This window comes from Nostoc sphaeroides (assembly GCF_003443655.1).
GTDB lineage: Bacteria > Cyanobacteriota > Cyanobacteriia > Cyanobacteriales > Nostocaceae > Nostoc > Nostoc sphaeroides.
The window spans coordinates 5,891,592-5,908,924 of sequence record NZ_CP031941.1; the positions used below are offsets into that span (position 1 = coordinate 5,891,592).

Sequence of the window (17,333 nt, forward strand, 5' to 3'; positions counted from 1 at the left end):
GATTTTCGCGGAGTTATTAGATGAACCGGCCCTGTATTGTTCCAAATCAAGTTTGCTTTTAATCCTTGTTAGGTTATTCAAATGCATAGTTAATTTCGCATTGAATTTTTCACCAAACCTGCTTTACCAACTTTTCAAAACATTTTTTGCAATTGTTATTTTTCTAGAAGTAAGTAAGTCAGTGAGAATAAATCAAACTAGATTAAGTAATGTAAAAAATATTGAGATTAGTTCGTAGTGAGCGGCTCCAGCCCTCATAAGAGGACTAAAGTCCTCTCTACGAGACGCACTCGCGTTCACTACAGACCTTGAATTATTCACGCCGCTCTACTTATCTTATAGGTTTAACATTTTATGTAATATTTATGTACTACAATAAATATATGATTAATAATAGATTACACGTTTTAGTGGAGTTATTAGATGAAAATTTTAACTGGTCTGATTTCCAGTTTGACCCTACTGAGTTTAAATGTTGTTGGTTTATCTCAGGTAGAGGCTCAAACACAAGGATTTAAGTTTCAAATAGATACAGCAACTTTTTTCGGAAATGGTTGCCCAAACGGAACAGCAAAGCTAGTTTTGAATGGAGATACTGCTTCAGTAACATTTTCTAAGTTTGAAGCTAAAGCTTCACCTTTTAGGGTTGTATCAGCATCTTGCAGTCTGCGGTTACCTCTTAATGTACCTTCTGGATACAACGTTCAGCCAATTAGGATCAAGTATCTTGGCTTTGCAGATGTGCCAACAGGAGGCAGTGCTAACCTGAACGTTAAAATATTGTTTCAAGATGCAGAGCTTTCAGCTATCAATGATCCAAACCAAACGTTTCCGGCTGGCTTTTCAAATACTTGGAGCAAAAATATAAATATTGTAGCAAAGACAATAAATGCATGTAATAAGCCAGTGAGTTCGGTTTTTGGTATTAACTCAACTCTAACCGCAAGAGGTATAAGTATACCTCAAAATAGAGAAACCCAAATCCGAATTGATACAATTGACACAACAATCGGGGATGTATTGTACCAAATCCAGTTTAAATTTAATCCTTGTTAGGTTTTTTAAATGCATAGAATTTTTGCATTGAATTTTTCACAAAATCTGCTCCCCATAAAGCTGTTTTACCAACTTTTCACAAGTTTTGTTCCAATCGCTCTGAAAAAATCTTTGACTCTCTGTCTTGATAAACAATTAGGTCAAGCCAAAGTAGCTCAAAAATCTAAGGAAATCACAATTTGTAAAAAATCTGTCTTTGGATAGGCCAAATATCTTTTTCTTCGGTCTACAATGTTAGCAAAAGTTCTTGTGAAGGCAATGCTCAATTAAAGAAGAATTCAGAAGTAAGAATTCAGGAGTCAGAATTAATTAGTGGGGGGTTCAGTCCCGCCGTTTTATTGTTTGAGACTAAATCGAATGGGAGTGCGTCTTTGAAGGAGAAGGTTTAGTGGGGGTCTTAAACCCAATTATTCATTCCCTGCTAGACTCGCTACCGCCAGTTTTACAGAATTCAATTCTGAATTCTAAGTCCTGACTCCTGAATTATTTTCTGATAAGTGAAATACGCTGTTGAAAAAGGCAGAAGGCAGGAGGCAGAGGGCAGAAGGCACAATTAAGAAGGGGATTCAGACCCCTCCTTAATTGGGGCCACCAAATCAGAGAGTGTGGTGGGGGTCTTAAACCCTTACTCCCTCCGGTCGTCGCAGAGAGCAGAAAACAGTATTCTTTACTGTTGCTTCTGCCTTCTGCCCTCTGCCTTTCTTGATAAATAATTTCCGAGTCAGAAATTGATTGTTTTATCCTATTTCTGTCTCCCTTAACCAGAGCGTATTACACAATATTTAAGGACTGCTAAAAATCCCCAAATCCCAAAGAGGCTGCCAGGTAAATTTTTTTGTCTAGAAGTATCTTAGGAGTTTGACATTATATGTAATATTCATAGCAGATTACACATTTTCGCGGAGTTATTAGATGAAAGTTTTAACTGGTCTGATTTCCAGTTTGACGCTACTGAGTTTAAATGTTGTGGGTTTATCTCAGGTACAGGCTCAAACAACAGGGTTTGAGCTTCAAGAAGTTCTAGTAACTCTTTTCGGAAATGGTTGCCCAAACGGAACAGCAAAGGGAATTTTGAATGGAGATATTCTTTCAATAACATTTTCTGAGCTTGAAGCTTTAGCTTTACCTCCTAAAGTTGTATCAAAATCCTGCAATTTGCGGATTGCTCTGAATGTACCTTCTGGATTGAACGTTCAGCCGATTAACCTCAAGTATCTTGGCTTTGCAGATGTGCCTCAAGCAGGTAGTGCTGACCTGAACGTGAAAATACTTTTTGAAGGTCAAGAACTTCCAACTATCGATAGTCCAAACGCAACCTTTGGCCCTGGCTTTTCAGCTACTTGGAACAAAGAGGTGGGTATTTTATTAGGCACAATAAATGCATGTGAAAACCCAGTAAGTTCGATTTTTGGTATCAATACAAATCTGACGGCAAGAGCTAGAGATATACCTGCAAATCAAGAAACTAAAATCCGAATTGATAAAATCGATACAGAAATCGGCCCTGTATTGTTCCAAATCAAGTTTGCTTTTAATCCTTGTTAGGTTTTTTAAATGCATAGTCACTTTTGCATTTAATTTTTCCTAAAAGCTAGGTTCCTCTAAAGCTGCTTTAGCAACTTATCAAAAGATTTCTTCCAATCGCTCTGAATCAATCTTTGACTATGTATCAAGATACATAGTATTGACAAAAAACCTGATAAGCTCTCCTTATTTGAGATGAAAGATATGAAAGTTTTAACTGCTCTTATTTCCAGTTTGACGCTACTGAGTTTAAATGTTGTGGGTTTATCTCAGGCACAGGCTCAAACACAAAGTGATCCAACAACTGTGATCGGAAATGGACTTCAGCTTCAAACTGCACCAGCAACTGTTACACCAGCTGTCAGCGGAAATGGATTTCAGTTTGAAAGTGTTCCAGTAACTGTTTTCGGAACTGGCTGTACGTCGGGAAATGCCCAAACAAGTTTGGTAGGAAATACTCTGTCTGTAACTTTCCCTCGATTTCAGGCTACAGCTGTATCTCCTACAGTTGTATCAAAATCTTGCAGTCTTAGAATTGGGCTTAATGTGCCTAAAGGCTACAGAGTTAACCCCATTAACCTCAGGTATTCTGGTTTTACAAATGTGCCTCAGGGAGGCAGTGCTGCCCTAAGGGTTAGAGCAGTGTTTCAAGGGAAAGTAATTCCATCTGGTAATAATCTAAACGCAAACTTCCCGTCTGGCTCTTCAGGTGGATGGCTAAAAGATGTAGCTATTACAGCAGATACAATAGACGCGTGTGCTAACCCAGTGAATTCGGTTTTCGGTATCAACACAACTTTGATAGCGCGTGCTACAAATGTAGCTGCGGGGCAGCGAACTCAAATTGGATTCAATGGGATTTATAGAATTAGGTTTAATTTGACTCCTTGTTAGTAGTAGTCTGTCAAGCTAGTTTTGATGGTTTGTAGTAAGGACTTTAGTGTTTAGAAAATAAGGACTAAAGTCTTTACTACGAAATTGTTTACGCATCAATTTAAACTTGACAGAGTAGTAGAGGCAAGACCCGTTAAATTAATCCTCACAAAAAATGAGTAATATCATGTCCGCTTGATTGCTTATTAAACCCGAAGAACCCCACCCCGTCTCCCCTCCCGAAGAGCGGGGAGGGGCTGTGGATGGGGTGTAATGGGTGTGGTTAGCATAACTATTTATGCGGACATGATATAAAAAGCCAGCGCACCAGCTTCAGTATCATACTGTGCTGGTGCTTCTGTATATCCTTGTGCAGCTATCTGATTAGCATCTCCGATTACACTGGCTACTGGTCATTCGTGACAGATTAAGACTAAATTACTTTTGTCAATTAGTAGTTACGCTGAAAAATAACTTAAATATAGGGTATTAAACTAACTTATGTACTGAGTTTTTCGGACAATAATGAGTGATCCATTTAGAGATTAAGGGTAGGCGCAGCCCGCACTTCGACAAAGCTCAGTGACCACCGTAGGCATCGCATCCCCAAAAATAATGTTTTTTACCCCTATTTTGGCAAAATTTTAAGCACTATTACTTATTGACAAATTGTTTAAAACCTTAACCTGTCAAGAATGGCTACTGGTGGATTCGGCAAATATTCTGACAAAGCTTTTCTGCTGCGGCCTAAAGCAGCAAGCATAAATACTTCTACACTGCCAACTAAATTGAATAAGACAGGGGGAAGGACTTGGCATCCTTTGGCCTAACATACACTCGCTGTTTTGGTTCTAACTCTAATTGGTTAAAACGATCGCGTGTTAAATGCGCCATCACCACTTGCCCATCATCGAAAGTTAATTCCACCTGAATTTCCCAACCCAAATGTATCAAACGGCTCACTGTCGCAGCCGTAGTAGAACCGTTAGCAACCTTTTCCAAAATCACATCTTGTGGACGTAAAAACACTTGTGGGTGTGGCGCATCAAATCCGCTACTTTGAAAAATCTTTGAGTTGCTGGGTAACACATTCACTGGGCCTATGAAGCTCATTACAAATGCGGTGGCAGGATTATCGTAAATTTCTGCTGGTGTCCCCACCTGTTCCACACGCCCTTTATTCATGACCACAACTTCATCGGAGACTTCCATTGCTTCTTCTTGGTCGTGGGTGACAAAAACCGTGGTAACATGAACCTCATCATGGAGGCGGCGTAACCATGCCCGTAAGTCTTTGCGGACTTTCGCATCGAGTGCGCCAAAGGGTTCATCTAGCAGTAATACTTCCGGTTCTACTGCCAGTGCCCTTGCTAATGCTACCCGTTGTCTTTGACCACCAGAAAGTTGTGATGGATAGCGATCGCCTAATCCACTCAATTGCACTAATTCGAGTAACTGTTCTACTCGCCCCTTAATTTTCTTTGGCTGTGCCTTACGAATTTCTAAGCCAAAGGCAATATTTTGCTTGACAGTCAGATGCTTAAATAGGGCATAGTGCTGAAACACAAAGCCAATATTGCGCTGTTGCACGCTTTGGTATGTAGCGTCCTTACCAGTCAGCAGGATTTTGCCGCTATCTGGCATTTCTAAACCTGAAATTAACCGTAGTAGCGTAGATTTACCTGATCCCGATGGCCCGAGTAATGCAACTAGCGAACCACTCTTAATTTCCAGGCTGACCTGATCAACTGCCTTGAAACTCCCGAATTGTTTGGAGACATTCTCAACTACTATACCCACTGCGGCTGTACCTCTGCAACTAATCTACAGTTCACTGCTAGGATTACTGTGTCTTACATATACCATATATAATTATTGATAGATAAACAAAATTTAGCTTAAAGCAGAAGAAGCCCCACATCCTACCCGGAGGGAGGTGTGGGATGAATTCTGGGCAATAAGGAATTGACCGACAAGCGATATTAAACGCAGTTTAATCAGCAATGTTGGTCGTTGGCGGAGCCTCTCGAAGAGATGACGAATTGCCTCTCTCTGGGATTTTTAACGAGTCAATAAGTTCTTCAACAACGTGAGTCATTGTCCTATCCTTTATCGTCGCATATAGCCGTAACTTATTTAATCTGCGTTCACTCATTCGCATTTTGAACCATTCTGTTTTCATTCTGTACCCACGTATTACCTACATTCATGATATTATCAGATAACAAGGAGGTGATAAAAGTGTTGAAAGCAGTTAAGGTCAGGCTATACCCAACAATCGAGCAACAAGAAAGTCTAGCCAGATCGTTTGGTTGTGCAAGATGGTATTGGAACTATGCACTTAATGCTTGCATTCAACACTATGGACAAACTGGGAAGTCGTTAAAAATGAGTGAATACAAGGGTTTACTACCTCAATTAAAAGTGGAGTACCCTTGGTTAAAGCAAGACTGCTATTCTTCTGTTTTGCAGTGCGTAGCTATTAATCTAGACAAAGCTTACAAAAACTTTTTTGATGGACGGGCTAAGTTTCCCAAGTTTAAATCAAAATTTGATAAGCAGTCTATTCAGTATCCACAAAGCGTCACTGTTGTGGGTGAGAAGTTAAAGATTCCTAAAATTGGTGAAGTTAAGGCAGTCTTTCACAGAAAAATTTCGGGAATAATTAAAACTGTCACCATTAGCAAAACTGCTACTGATAAGTACTTTGCCTCAATTTTGTGTGAGGTAGAGATTGAGTTAAATCCTACGTGTGGAGATAAAATACTCGGTATTGATCTTGGGCTAAAGGACTTTGCAATTGTTCATGATGGAGAGGAATTTACTAAGTATTCCAATCCTAAACACTTGAAACGTCATGAGAGAAATCTAGCCCGGAAACAGAAAAAGTTTGCCCGAAAAGTTAAAGGAAGTAAATCAAGACAAAAGCACAAAAAGCTAGTAGCGAAGGTTTATGAACTAGTATCAAATTCCCGCCAAGATTTTCTGCATAAACTCAGCAGAAAGTTAGTTAATGAAAGTCAAATTATTGTTGTGGAAAACCTTCACATCAAGGGAATGGTACGGAACCGGAAGCTATCGAAAAGTATATCCGATGTGGGTTGGGGGATGTTCATTAATTTCCTTGATTACAAGTTGAAGGACTCGTTGGGTCAGCTTGTTGAAATAGATAGATTTTTCCCCAGTTCAAAAACTTGTTCATGTTGTGGTCATGTTGTTGATGAGTTACCGCTAGATATCAGAGAGTGGGATTGCCCGAAGTGTAAATCTCATCACGATAGAGACGGTAACGCCAGCCAGAACATCAGAACAGAAGGCATTCGGATATTATCTATGGACGGAGGGAACCCCGTTCTTGCCGAGTTGAGGCGGAGTAAGACCATGAAGCCGCAAGGTGGAAAGGCATTTGTCGATGAAACCGGAAGCCTACACCGACCCGTTAGGGCGGTGTAGGTAGTTCACGCTCTACTTTTCAGTTCGCATAAATACCCCATGCCAACTTATATCAATTCTCCAAGATGAGGCAACAGATGTAAATGAGGAAAGTCTTGCTGCATCTAAGTTTCTTAATTGCGAATTGCCTTAGCGAAGCGGGGCGTTAGCCCATTGCGAATTGCGAATTGGCATTACCTAGTTCGCAACAACTGCACAAAAGTATTACTCACCGTATTGTCTTTAGTATCCGCCGCGTATTGAATCAAATCTTCTCGCAGTTCTTTGGCTGCATCTAAAGGAAGTAACGTTGCTAGCAAGAAATAAACGCCACGAAAACGCGGATCGCCCATTCTATCAACTAATAGTGATTCGGCGGTATCAGTTTCGCCCAGAAAGTTTTGCACTAAGAAGAAATCCATGATTTTATCGTGGCGAAAGTACCATTCTTTCTTCGCTTCGCCTTTTTCATCTTGCCACTGACGGCTAACTACCATTTTGTATTTATCGTCTTCTAAAGACATGACAACTTGGTGAAATTCATCGGCGGGTAAGGCTTGTTTGTCTTCGAGTCGCATTTGGTAGACGGCGGCGGAAAATCTTTTGAGCGGAAATTCTTGTTTCCATTCTTGCTGGTATTCTGCCGCCATCAGGTTGTATTGTTGTTCTTGCAAACGAAATAAGTTTGGGTGTTTACCTTGTGATAGCATCAGCGCTACCACTGTTAGATCCATTGGATTGGAAAGAATTCGGCGGGCTGCGTCTAACTCTTCTTTGGCTTGCTGATCTTTGAGGACTTCTGTTAAATAAATGGTGCAGGCTTGGGCGTAATCAGCACCTTGAATTTTGGCATCTTGGGGGAGTCGCGGCTGACGGGAGATCAAAAACTCTTGAATTTGTTGTTGTTCAAGGGGCTGCAAGTAGTAAGTTTTGGCTGTTGAGGGGGGTGTCCACTCTAGGGGCTGGGTTGTCATGATAATGTTGCCCCGGAAATAGCTTTCGACAAACTGGCAGATTTTGGCGCGGGTTTCGGCGGTGACTTCGTTGAGTCCGTCGATGCAGATATCTATCGCGCCACTGTAAATCAGGTTTTTCAAGAAGCCGGCATCTTGGGCTTGGCCGTGTAGCTTGTCTTGGATGGCTTCTATTACGCCTTTATGACATTTTTGGGCAGGGAGATAAACGACGATGCGCTGGGAGTTTTTCAACAGATGACGGAGAAACATCGACTTGCCTAAGCCGGAATCTCCTTCTAAGATAATTTGTCCTTGAATACTGGGTAAGGCTGCGGTAATTGGCTGGATGTCTCCTGATGTGGGAACTTTGACTTTAGATTCTGGGAAGTATGATTGGTCATGAAAATTATCTAAGCCGGCATCGGCTAGTAGAGAAGGTTTGAAGGGTTCAAATAATTTGCGGCGGAAGGGGGGAAACCAGGTGAGGAGAAAGCCGACATAGCCCACGCCGAGAATACGGCGTACCCAAGGGTTCCAAAAGAAGATGGCTTGAACTTGGGGAAATTTGGGGTAGGCAAAGATGAGGACTAGCCAAAAGGCGGCATGAGTGAGGATGGTAATTCTAGCGTTGAAAAACCACTGCCAACCTTTGAGGTTAATTATGACTGATTGCAGTGAGTCAGCTTCGTTGTAGCCGGCCTTTTTCAGGTTGTGGTAGTGAGTTTCTAAAATCAAAATATCTTGTTGTTGCCAAGAGACTTTTCTGGCAACTACAGCAATTTGCCTAGCTAAGTCTTCTCGTAATCGTGCTAAGTCTTCGCTGGGTTTCCAAGCGTTGCGGAATTCTTCTAGTGTTTTGACACCTTCAGGGTGCTTCAGATTATCGGGAGTTGCTTGAGGTCTGCCAAGCCATTTTAGTAAAGTTTGCACTTGATCAGTGCCGCCACTCAGAAAATAAGTCCAAAATCGCCAAAATTCATACTTATCCTGACCACTACCACTACCAAAACTTCCCTGATTTGGTTCGTAGACATAATTCAAAACCACAGCAACCTCTTCTAATTTCAGTTGTCTGATTTTTCCCAATGCCGATGCCGCAGTACTACGAACGCCGGCATCCACCTTTTCATCCTTGAGGAAATTGAGGATGTCAGGGACATACTTGGCTGTGGCGTCTCCCAAGTTGCCCAATGCCTCTGCCGCACTATAACGAAGGTTGGTGGACACCTTTTCATCCTTGAGGATATTAGCGATGTCAGGGACATACTTGGCTGCGGCATCTCCCAAGTTGCCCAATGCCTCTGCCGCACCATAACGAACGCCGGCATCCACCTTTTCATCCTTGAGGAAATTGAGGATGTCAGGGACATACTTGGCTGCGGCGTCTCCCAAGTTGCCCAATGCCGATGCCGCACCTGAACGAACGTCGGCGGACACCTTTTCATCCTTGAGGAAATTGAGGATGTCAGGGACATACTTGGCTGCGGCGTCTCCCAAGTTGCCCAATGCCGATGCCGCACCTGAACGAACGTCGGCGGACACCTTTTCATCCTTGAGGAAATTGAGGATGTCAGGGACATACTTGGCTGCGGCGTCTCCCAAGTTGCCCAATGCCGATGCCGCACCTGAACGAACGTCGGCGGACACCTTTTCATCCTTGAGGAAATTGAGGATGTCAGGGACATACTTGGCTGCGGCGTCTCCCAAGTTGCCCAATGCCGATGCCGCACCTGAACGAACGGTGGCGGACACCTTTTCATCCTTGAGGATATTAGCGATGTCAGGGACATACTTGGCTGCGGCGTCTCCCAAGTTGCCCAATGCCGATGCCGCATCTGAACGAACGTAGGCGAACACCTTTTCATCCTTGAGGAAATTGAGGATGTCAGGGACATACTTGGCTGCGGCGTCTCCCAAGTTGCCCAATGCCGATGCCGCAATTCTACGAAAGTAGGCGGACACCTTTTCATCCTTGAGGAAATTGAGGATGTCAGGAACATACTTGGCTGCGGCGTCTCCCAAGTTGCCCAATGCCGATGCCGCACCTAAACGAACGCCGGCATCCACCTTTTCATCCTTGAGGATATTAGCGATGTCAGGGACATACTTGGCTGCGGCGTCTCCCAAGTTGCCCAATGCCGATGCCGCACTATAACGAAGGTCGGCGTCCACCTTTTCATCCTTGAGGATATTAGCGATGTCAGGGACATATTTGGCTGCGGCGTCTCCCAAGTTGCCCAATGCCAATGCCGCACTATAACGAAGGTCGGTGTCCACCTTTTCATCCTTGAGGATATTAGCGATGTCAGGGACATACTTGGCTGCGGCGTCTCCCAAGTTGCCCAATGCCGATGCCGCACTTCTACGAACGTCGGCGGGAACCCTTTCATCCTTGAGGATTTTGGCAGCTTTCTCGGCAATATCCTCTGGTTTCTTCACCAGGGATTTTAAATCTTTCAGATCATATTCAACTAATTTATCCAGAGCATATTTTTTAACTTGGTCGTGTCTGTCATCAAGGGCTGCTGATATACCGTTAATCTGCCAATCTTGGGGTTTGGGTTTGGGGGTTTCTTTGGCGTTTACCCAAGGTAGAGAGAAGAGGAAAGTTAGGATGAAGGCTAAAGCATAAAGGATAAAGCGAGAAGGCTTGCTGCGGTGGCGGGGAGTTGTGACCATGTTTGGAGCAAGGTGGCAGATTAGACGCGGTTATGAGTATAATAACAACCTTGCAATTCCTAATTTCTAATTGAGAATGCAATTTAGTATCAACAAGTAGTAGGCGATCGCATTTACGAGTATCAAAGACTCGTCCACGAGTATTAAAGACTCTCCCGCGAGTATCAAAGACTCGCTCACGAGTATCAAAGACTCGCTCACGAGTATCAAAGACTCGTCCACGAGTATTAAAGACTCTCCCGCGAGTATCAAAGACTCGCTCACGAGTATTAAAGACTCTCCCGCGAGTATCAAAGACTCGTCCGCGAGTATTAAAGACTCTCCCGCGAGTATCAAAGACTCGCTCACGAGTATTAAAGACTCGTCCACGAGTATTAAAGACTCATTAATGAGGTTTAACTACTCATTTACGGTGTTCAAAGACTACAGCACTTATTGTTTGAATGCAGTACACCACGATACGCGCTTTGGGCACAGCATTGCTGTGCCCCTACGAATGGTTGTATTTGACGCAAGCGAGAACGGCTATAAACCGAATGGCAATATTTGCCTATGAATCAGAAGCAGTTTTAGCAGGTTTACTTTTAATAGCTTTAAACCGTTCGCCTAACTGTTCGGCAATAGTTTTTAACCCTGGAGTTTTTTTCGCAGCAGTCTTCACGTAATCGTAAACAGTCAAACTGCTACCCATTGCTTCACTGCCGACTGCCATTAGGGTATCATCTACCTGTTCTGTCAGTTGTTGCAGTTTAATCAACAGTTCGGTGAGGGTGGCGGCTAATTGATAATCGCGCACAAATTCGTCTACATCAAAGCTGGCTGGTAAGATGTCTCGGTTAGACTGGGCAGCAGTCAGGCTAGTGTTGACAAAGGCTAGGCTTTTATCGCCCATTTTAAATAACTTGCGTCGTTCTTCCACACTCAGAGTCACCAGAAAAGGCATCTTTGCTTGGATAGTCGCAAAGGCTGCTTTAATTTCTTGGATATCTTCTGGGGAAAGGGAAGCGGTAATGTTTTGGTAAGCCATTGTTTATTTACTCAGGTAAATCTGTTTGTTATGATTCCCACTGGTAAATGCGATCGCACAGTATTTAAGGAAGGGGGAGTAGGGAAATTAACCTCTCTGGTGTACACACAAGTCAGAAAAGCCCTCATGTAGAGACGCGATTTATCGCGTCTAAAAGACTGACACGTTAGAGAGATGCGATAAATCGCCGTCTCTACAAAGAATTTACTCATGCCATCTATCATCTCGCTTTTCGTATCGAAACATTAAGGAATATTGCATTTGTGCATAAACCTGAAGGAAAAGCGCCAAATCACTAGAAAGACCGTGGTAGTATGCTCTCGGTAAATGTGAAGATTTGGGAGAAAGACCTTTGACACTACGGGTTGCTGTTATTGGGTCAGGCCCTGCTGGTTCATCTGCCGCAGAAACACTGGCAGCCTCTGGGATTGAAACCTACCTGTTTGAGCGGAAGCTAGACAATGCGAAGCCTTGCGGGGGTGCAATTCCCCTATGTATGGTGAGTGAATTTGACTTACCACCAGAGATTATCGATCGCCGGGTACGGAAGATGAAAATGATTTCGCCTTCCAATCGTGAGGTTGATATTAATCTGATAAATGAAGATGAATATATAGGAATGTGCCGCCGGGAAGTACTAGATGGCTTTTTGCGCGATCGCGCGGCAAAAGTCGGCGCCAATTTAATTAATGCAACTGTTCATAAACTTGATATACCAGGAAACAATACTGATCCCTATACCATCCATTACGTTGACCATACAGAAGGGATATCACAGGGTATTGCCAAAACTCTGAAGGTGGATCTCATTATTGGGGCGGATGGGGCTAATTCTCGCGTTGCGAAAGAAATGGACGCTGGGGATTACAATTATGCGATCGCTTTCCAAGAGCGGATTCGCTTACCCGAAGACAAAATGGCCTACTATAACGACCTCGCCGAAATGTATGTCGGTGATGACGTTTCTACCGATTTCTACGCTTGGGTTTTCCCCAAATATGACCACGTAGCTGTCGGTACTGGTACGATGCATGTCAATAAAGCCAGCATCAAACAGTTACAAGCTGGTATCCGCGCCCGTGCATCCGAGAAATTGGCAGGCGGTAAAATCATCAAAGTAGAAGCGCACCCCATTCCCGAACATCCCCGTCCCCGTCGTGTTGTCGGTCGCATTGCTTTAGTGGGAGATGCTGCTGGTTACGTTACCAAGTCCTCTGGCGAAGGTATTTATTTTGCCGCTAAATCTGGGCGGATGTGTGCCGAAACCATTGTGGAAACATCTAACAGTGGTAGCCGGATTCCTACAGAAGGCGACCTGAAGGTTTACCTGAAGCGTTGGGATAAAAGATACGGACTCACTTACAAGGTGCTGGACATTCTGCAAACCGTGTTCTATCGTTCCAACGCCACCCGCGAAGCCTTTGTGGAAATGTGCGATGACCTGGATGTACAACGGCTAACATTTGATAGCTATTTGTATAAGACGGTTGTCCCTGCTAATCCCATCACCCAATTGAAGATTACTGCCAAAACCATTGGTAGCCTAATTCGGGGTAATGCCCTTGCACCTTAATTGCGTGCAAAGGATTGGGAATTCCAACAAATAGATTAATCAATTTTGTGGGGTGGACATCCTGCACGCTCATGAATCAGAGCGGGCAAGATGCCCACCCCACAATATATATTTTTATTGATCGTGTGTAAAACCCCGTCCCAAGAGTGGGCGGGGGATGTAAGCACGGTTGAATTACAGGGTTCGTAAGGGTTGCGTTCGCGTTCGCGCAGCGTCTCGTAGAAAAGCTCACCGTTCGCGCAGCGTTCCCCAGGAAAGGTATCGCCTACGGTGGCCGCTTCAAAGTAGTAACCTGTCATAGCTAGATAACTTGTAGTTTGAATGTACTAAAAAGCACAAATGCGATAGAGTTAGTACAAAACTAGAAAAAGTAGGCTAGAAGTACTATTCTTACGTCATTCTCAACACTTGAGCAAAAATATCAACGTATCCAAAAAGAGTTAATGGCTGGGGCGATCGCTCTTGGCGGTGTTTTCTTCGTTGGCACTTTGTGGTATTGGCTAGTGGAGGGCTGGTCATGGGAAGATGCAGCTTACATGACAGTCATCACTTTAGCGACTGTGGGATATGGAGAGACGCACCCACTAGGTAGCCGAGGACGATTGTTTACCATTGCCCTGATTTTGTTGGGTGTAATGAATATCGGTTACATTGTCAACAGATTTACAGAAGCGATTATTCAAGGCTACTTTCAAGAAGGAATTCGGCTACAGCAACAGAGGCGGTTAATGGAATCCCTAACAGAACACTACATTATTTGTGGATTTAGCCGCACTGGTCGTCAAATTGCCAAGGAATTTCGAGCAGAAGGCGTACCTTTTGTAGTGATTGATTCGGAGATGGAATCTGTACAAAGGGCGCAGACAGAAGGTTACACTGCATATCAAGGTGACGCTACCCTAGATGACACACTCCTGAAAGTTGGTATTGAACGGGCAATGTGTATCGTTGCAGCCCTTCCTTCAGATGCCGAAAATTTATATATTGTTTTATCAGCCAAAACATTGAATTCGGGAATTCGGGTGATTGCACGGGCAAGTACAGAAGAAGCTTTGCAGAAGTTACGACGTGGTGGTGCAGATGAAGTGATATCCCCCTATATTACTGGTGGGAAGCGCATGGCTGCTGCGGCTCTCAGACCCCAAGTATTGGACTTTGTAGACGGGATTTTGACAGGTGCAGACCGTCAGTTGTATATGGAAGAATTTTTACTCGATCCGGCTTTTTGTCCCTTTGTGGGTCAAACTTTGCAAAAAGCGAGATTGCGATCGCAATCTGGGGCATTAGTTCTGGCAATTCGCCGCCTTGATGGGACTTTAATTGGTGGCCCAACTGGGGATACGGTTTTAATGTCAGGCGATCGGTTAATTGGTATGGGTACAGCAGAACAGTTGCGTAGCCTTAACCAAATTCTCGGGCCAATTGGTTCACAGAAATTGCGACGACCGAAAAATAGTTGAGGGCAGATAAGTAGTCGGACAAAAATATTTACAGTCATTGCGAGCGTTCGCGCAGCGTCTCGTAGAGAAGCGAAGCAATCCCAGCCCTCAATACAGTTCAGTTAAGCCCAAAAACCTTGGTAAAGACGCGAAATTTCGCGTCTCTACAGGTCTAAAATTAGTACCAAAAATCCTTAACTGAACCGTATTGTCCCAGCCCTTGCGATTGCTTCATTCCGCTTCGCTCCATTCGCAATGACATTGTGTAATTAATTCTGTCTGATCAATTATTCCTTGATGGTACAGAGCAACTAAATTTATTTATGGATAGATAAATTTTAAACAATGCAGGGTTCAGAGCAAGCGGATAAATCCTGGGGCTTTAATTGCGAATGGGCGAAAAAGCGAACTTGTACTGAGCGCAGTCGAAGTATTGCGAATTGTGCTGACTACTTATCAGATAATTTCTGTTGACAAACTCAGCCACTGCAAAATATTGGCTTTGCTCTCTGCCAAGCCTTTATAAACTAGAGATTCCGGTGTCATCGATTCGATTGCCTCACGCAGCTTAGACCGTAATACTAGGTCTTTTCTCACTACACCACAATCTCTAAAGTAAGTACGAATAGTAAACAGCGCTGTTTCATACTCTGGTAGCCCCCAAATTACTTGGCGCTCAATTCGCAGATAAAGTTTGGGATGCTGTGAATCAAAGCTTCTCCTTTCCCATTGTTCAACTGACACACTAGGCGGTGGTTCGGGATGGTGGTTAAGGCGAGTGTCGGTACTCAAACCCCAAGCAAAGCGCACCATTGGTTTGTGGGTAATCATTGTATTAGCGATCGCATCCCCTCGCCGATTAATTTTTTCCATTCCAGCCACAGGTGCATGGATTGTGGCAAAATCTTTACCAATTTTCTCTTCAGCTGACCAGTGATTGGGATAGCAGAGATGAATTGCACTCAGCCAGTTGCTACCATCAGCAGATCGGCAGATAATTGTCAGGTCTTCTTGTACCTGTGCAGCTAAAGCATCAAGGGTAGAAGCATAAGCTGGAACAACAGAACTACCCTCAACTTGCTGCAACTGTAACTCTGCATCTAAATAGAGGGTTTCTTTGGTAAGTTGGCTGTGGAATTTCAGAGTGTTATTTATTGACTTTTGGTAGTGAAAATGCTGTGGGTGTTCTTGAGTGAGGCGATTAATTATCAAACGAGCGATCGCACCTGCCACAGCTTTAGAATAATTGCAGGTTTGGTAGTACTTGCTCAACCGTTCCCCACGGGCTAAAAGTTTAGCCTGACGGTAGTGGGCAAAATTATCATCAATTTGAAATACCTGCTGATCAGCCTGAGTATTACCAAAACAGGAACCAAAAGCCATCATCCCCGGCTTGACTTCGTAGCGTCCACTCATCAGAGGGAAGTAGTAAGCCGCACTATTAGAGGCTTCGACTGTCTTAGCTTCCTGGAAGAAGTTGTCTAAAGACACAGATTCTATGATGCTTGTTTTTTATTCTCCTCATATCCAATATATATGAAGGGATAAGGAAGAAATAACCAATGCCCAATGACAAATGACCAATGACTAATAATCAATTTCTTTCCACCCATGCATGGCTGCTAAACCTTTTGTAACCCATTCGATCACAACTGGGGGAGCTTCTGATATCAAGATGCTAGGATAAACTGCTGCACCCCAATCGGGATGCACTAGCACACGGCATTGATTTTTAATCACTGGATAGTTAAGCAAAGCTTTGACAACTGCTGTGTCATCGTGGGGAATTGCTCCGGGATGAGACAGTAAAGGGTAGCCTGTACGAGGGTCGATTAGGTCTGTTAGATAACCGCGATCGCGCAGATTAAATGCCAAATCGCAGCCAAATCTCATAAACTTTTCTCGCAAGCGTTCTTTCTCTGACTCGACTTCTGCTGTCTTTTCGACTAATTCATAACGCGATTGCTGTAAGACAATCACTACTCGTAAAAATGGCTGCCGTTTCCAATCAGGTAATATCCGTTCGCAGTTGGCACAGATATATTGACTGGGAGGATGAATTGAAATTTGAACCGCTTGTCCCGTTTCGCCAACTAAGTTAATGGGACAGGCTTGCTCCGAAATGTAAACCTTGGGATAGTTCACTAAATTGATTCGGCTTATGCAAATTTTTTAATTTAATCTCCGGTATAGATGATACCTCTTAAAAGTTAATAAAAATCATCAATTTCCTTTAATATGTTACTTTTTTTGGCAGCAGTTGCTAATAAGTGGAGAATTTTAATCCGAATTTTATCCTTTATTAACCTGTTCTCATGGGATTTGTTGCGATCGCACTCGCCATTGGCATCTGACAATTCAGAGGTATCTAGAAAACCTCACTTCTATTTCTCTCTCAGAAAAGGAGAGAGACTTTGAATTTTCCCCCTTAGAGCGACGAGTTGGGGGTTAGGTCAATGGTTGGCTTTTTCACATAATGTGAAAGTGTCTCTTTGGAAATGCTAAAGCTATGCAGCCTACTTTCCATAGCAATTAATTGAGTTTTAAAGAATTCACCGGCACATCATCCCAAGAATCCACTGTCCGCAATCGCGCTACCCAACCGGCTGCCTTTTGCGTCTGGGTTAAATTATTCTCAAATGAATCATGACAATCTTTGGCTTGAGATTCATTACAAGTGGCAATACAGGCATGAATCATTCCAGACGGATCAATTTGCTCATTTACCCAAATAGTCATAGAATATTTCCTCGAAAACTGTAGCGAAAAAAGCT

General features: G+C 43.3%; 13 protein-coding genes. 6 read left to right on the forward strand and 7 right to left on the reverse strand.

The window, feature by feature from the left end:
* The first annotated feature begins 423 nt into the window (after positions 1-423).
* The 3 genes from D1367_RS26355 to D1367_RS26370 all read left to right on the forward strand — a co-directional run bounded on the left by D1367_RS26355 (position 424) and on the right by D1367_RS26370 (position 3,474).
* Entirely contained in the window at positions 424-1,056 is a 633-nt protein-coding gene (locus D1367_RS26355) for a DUF4360 domain-containing protein (protein ID WP_118169552.1), read from the forward strand.
* 912 nt (positions 1,057-1,968) lie between these two features.
* On the forward strand, positions 1,969-2,601 hold the full coding sequence (locus D1367_RS26365; protein ID WP_118169556.1) for a DUF4360 domain-containing protein: 633 nt from the start codon (positions 1,969-1,971) through the stop codon (positions 2,599-2,601).
* A gap of 183 nt (positions 2,602-2,784) precedes the next feature.
* Positions 2,785-3,474 (forward strand): DUF4360 domain-containing protein, encoded by a 690-nt coding sequence (locus tag D1367_RS26370; protein ID WP_181984966.1) that lies wholly within the window; start codon positions 2,785-2,787, stop codon positions 3,472-3,474.
* 762 nt (positions 3,475-4,236) lie between these two features.
* Here the strand turns inward: D1367_RS26370 and D1367_RS26375 are convergent.
* Positions 4,237-5,253 carry a sulfate/molybdate ABC transporter ATP-binding protein gene (locus D1367_RS26375; RefSeq protein ID WP_118169561.1) on the reverse strand — a complete coding sequence of 339 codons (1,017 nt, stop codon included), beginning with the start codon at positions 5,251-5,253 and terminating at the stop codon, positions 4,237-4,239.
* 408 nt (positions 5,254-5,661) lie between these two features.
* Here D1367_RS26375 and D1367_RS26385 point away from each other — a divergent pair, with 408 nt between their 5' ends.
* Positions 5,662-6,906, forward strand: coding sequence for an RNA-guided endonuclease InsQ/TnpB family protein (locus D1367_RS26385; RefSeq protein WP_118169565.1), 1,245 nt, complete (start codon positions 5,662-5,664; stop codon positions 6,904-6,906).
* A 173-nt stretch (positions 6,907-7,079) separates the two neighbouring features.
* Here the strand turns inward: D1367_RS26385 and D1367_RS26390 are convergent, their stop codons facing one another.
* The 3 genes from D1367_RS26390 to D1367_RS26400 form a co-directional block, all read right to left on the reverse strand.
* Entirely contained in the window at positions 7,080-10,520 is a 3,441-nt protein-coding gene (locus D1367_RS26390) for a HEAT repeat domain-containing protein (protein ID WP_118169567.1), read from the reverse strand.
* 66 nt (positions 10,521-10,586) lie between these two features.
* Entirely contained in the window at positions 10,587-10,889 is a 303-nt protein-coding gene (locus D1367_RS31325; RefSeq protein ID WP_228674737.1) for a hypothetical protein, read from the reverse strand.
* A 181-nt stretch (positions 10,890-11,070) separates the two neighbouring features.
* On the reverse strand, positions 11,071-11,547 hold the full coding sequence (locus D1367_RS26400) for a hypothetical protein (RefSeq protein ID WP_118169569.1): 477 nt from the start codon (positions 11,545-11,547) through the stop codon (positions 11,071-11,073).
* Positions 11,548-11,899: 352 nt separating this feature from the next.
* Here D1367_RS26400 and chlP point away from each other — a divergent pair, with 352 nt between their 5' ends.
* Positions 11,900-13,120 carry a geranylgeranyl reductase gene (gene chlP, locus D1367_RS26405; RefSeq protein ID WP_118169571.1) on the forward strand — a complete coding sequence of 407 codons (1,221 nt, stop codon included), beginning with the start codon at positions 11,900-11,902 and terminating at the stop codon, positions 13,118-13,120.
* A 443-nt stretch (positions 13,121-13,563) separates the two neighbouring features.
* Positions 13,564-14,580, forward strand: a complete 1,017-nt coding sequence (locus D1367_RS26415; protein WP_118169575.1) for a potassium channel family protein — start codon at positions 13,564-13,566, stop codon at positions 14,578-14,580.
* A gap of 435 nt (positions 14,581-15,015) precedes the next feature.
* Here D1367_RS26415 and D1367_RS26420 read toward each other — a convergent pair whose 3' ends face one another.
* The 3 genes from D1367_RS26420 to D1367_RS26430 form a co-directional block, all read right to left on the reverse strand.
* On the reverse strand, positions 15,016-15,975 hold the full coding sequence (locus tag D1367_RS26420) for a heme-dependent oxidative N-demethylase family protein (RefSeq protein WP_118171662.1): 960 nt from the start codon (positions 15,973-15,975) through the stop codon (positions 15,016-15,018).
* A 171-nt stretch (positions 15,976-16,146) separates the two neighbouring features.
* The gene (locus tag D1367_RS26425; protein ID WP_181984967.1) at positions 16,147-16,704 is read right to left on the reverse strand and encodes a methylmalonic aciduria and homocystinuria type D protein; all 558 of its coding nucleotides are present in this window, start codon (positions 16,702-16,704) and stop codon (positions 16,147-16,149) included.
* A gap of 387 nt (positions 16,705-17,091) precedes the next feature.
* The gene (locus tag D1367_RS26430) at positions 17,092-17,298 is read right to left on the reverse strand and encodes a glycogen debranching protein (protein ID WP_118169579.1); all 207 of its coding nucleotides are present in this window, start codon (positions 17,296-17,298) and stop codon (positions 17,092-17,094) included.
* Positions 17,299-17,333 lie beyond the last annotated feature (35 nt).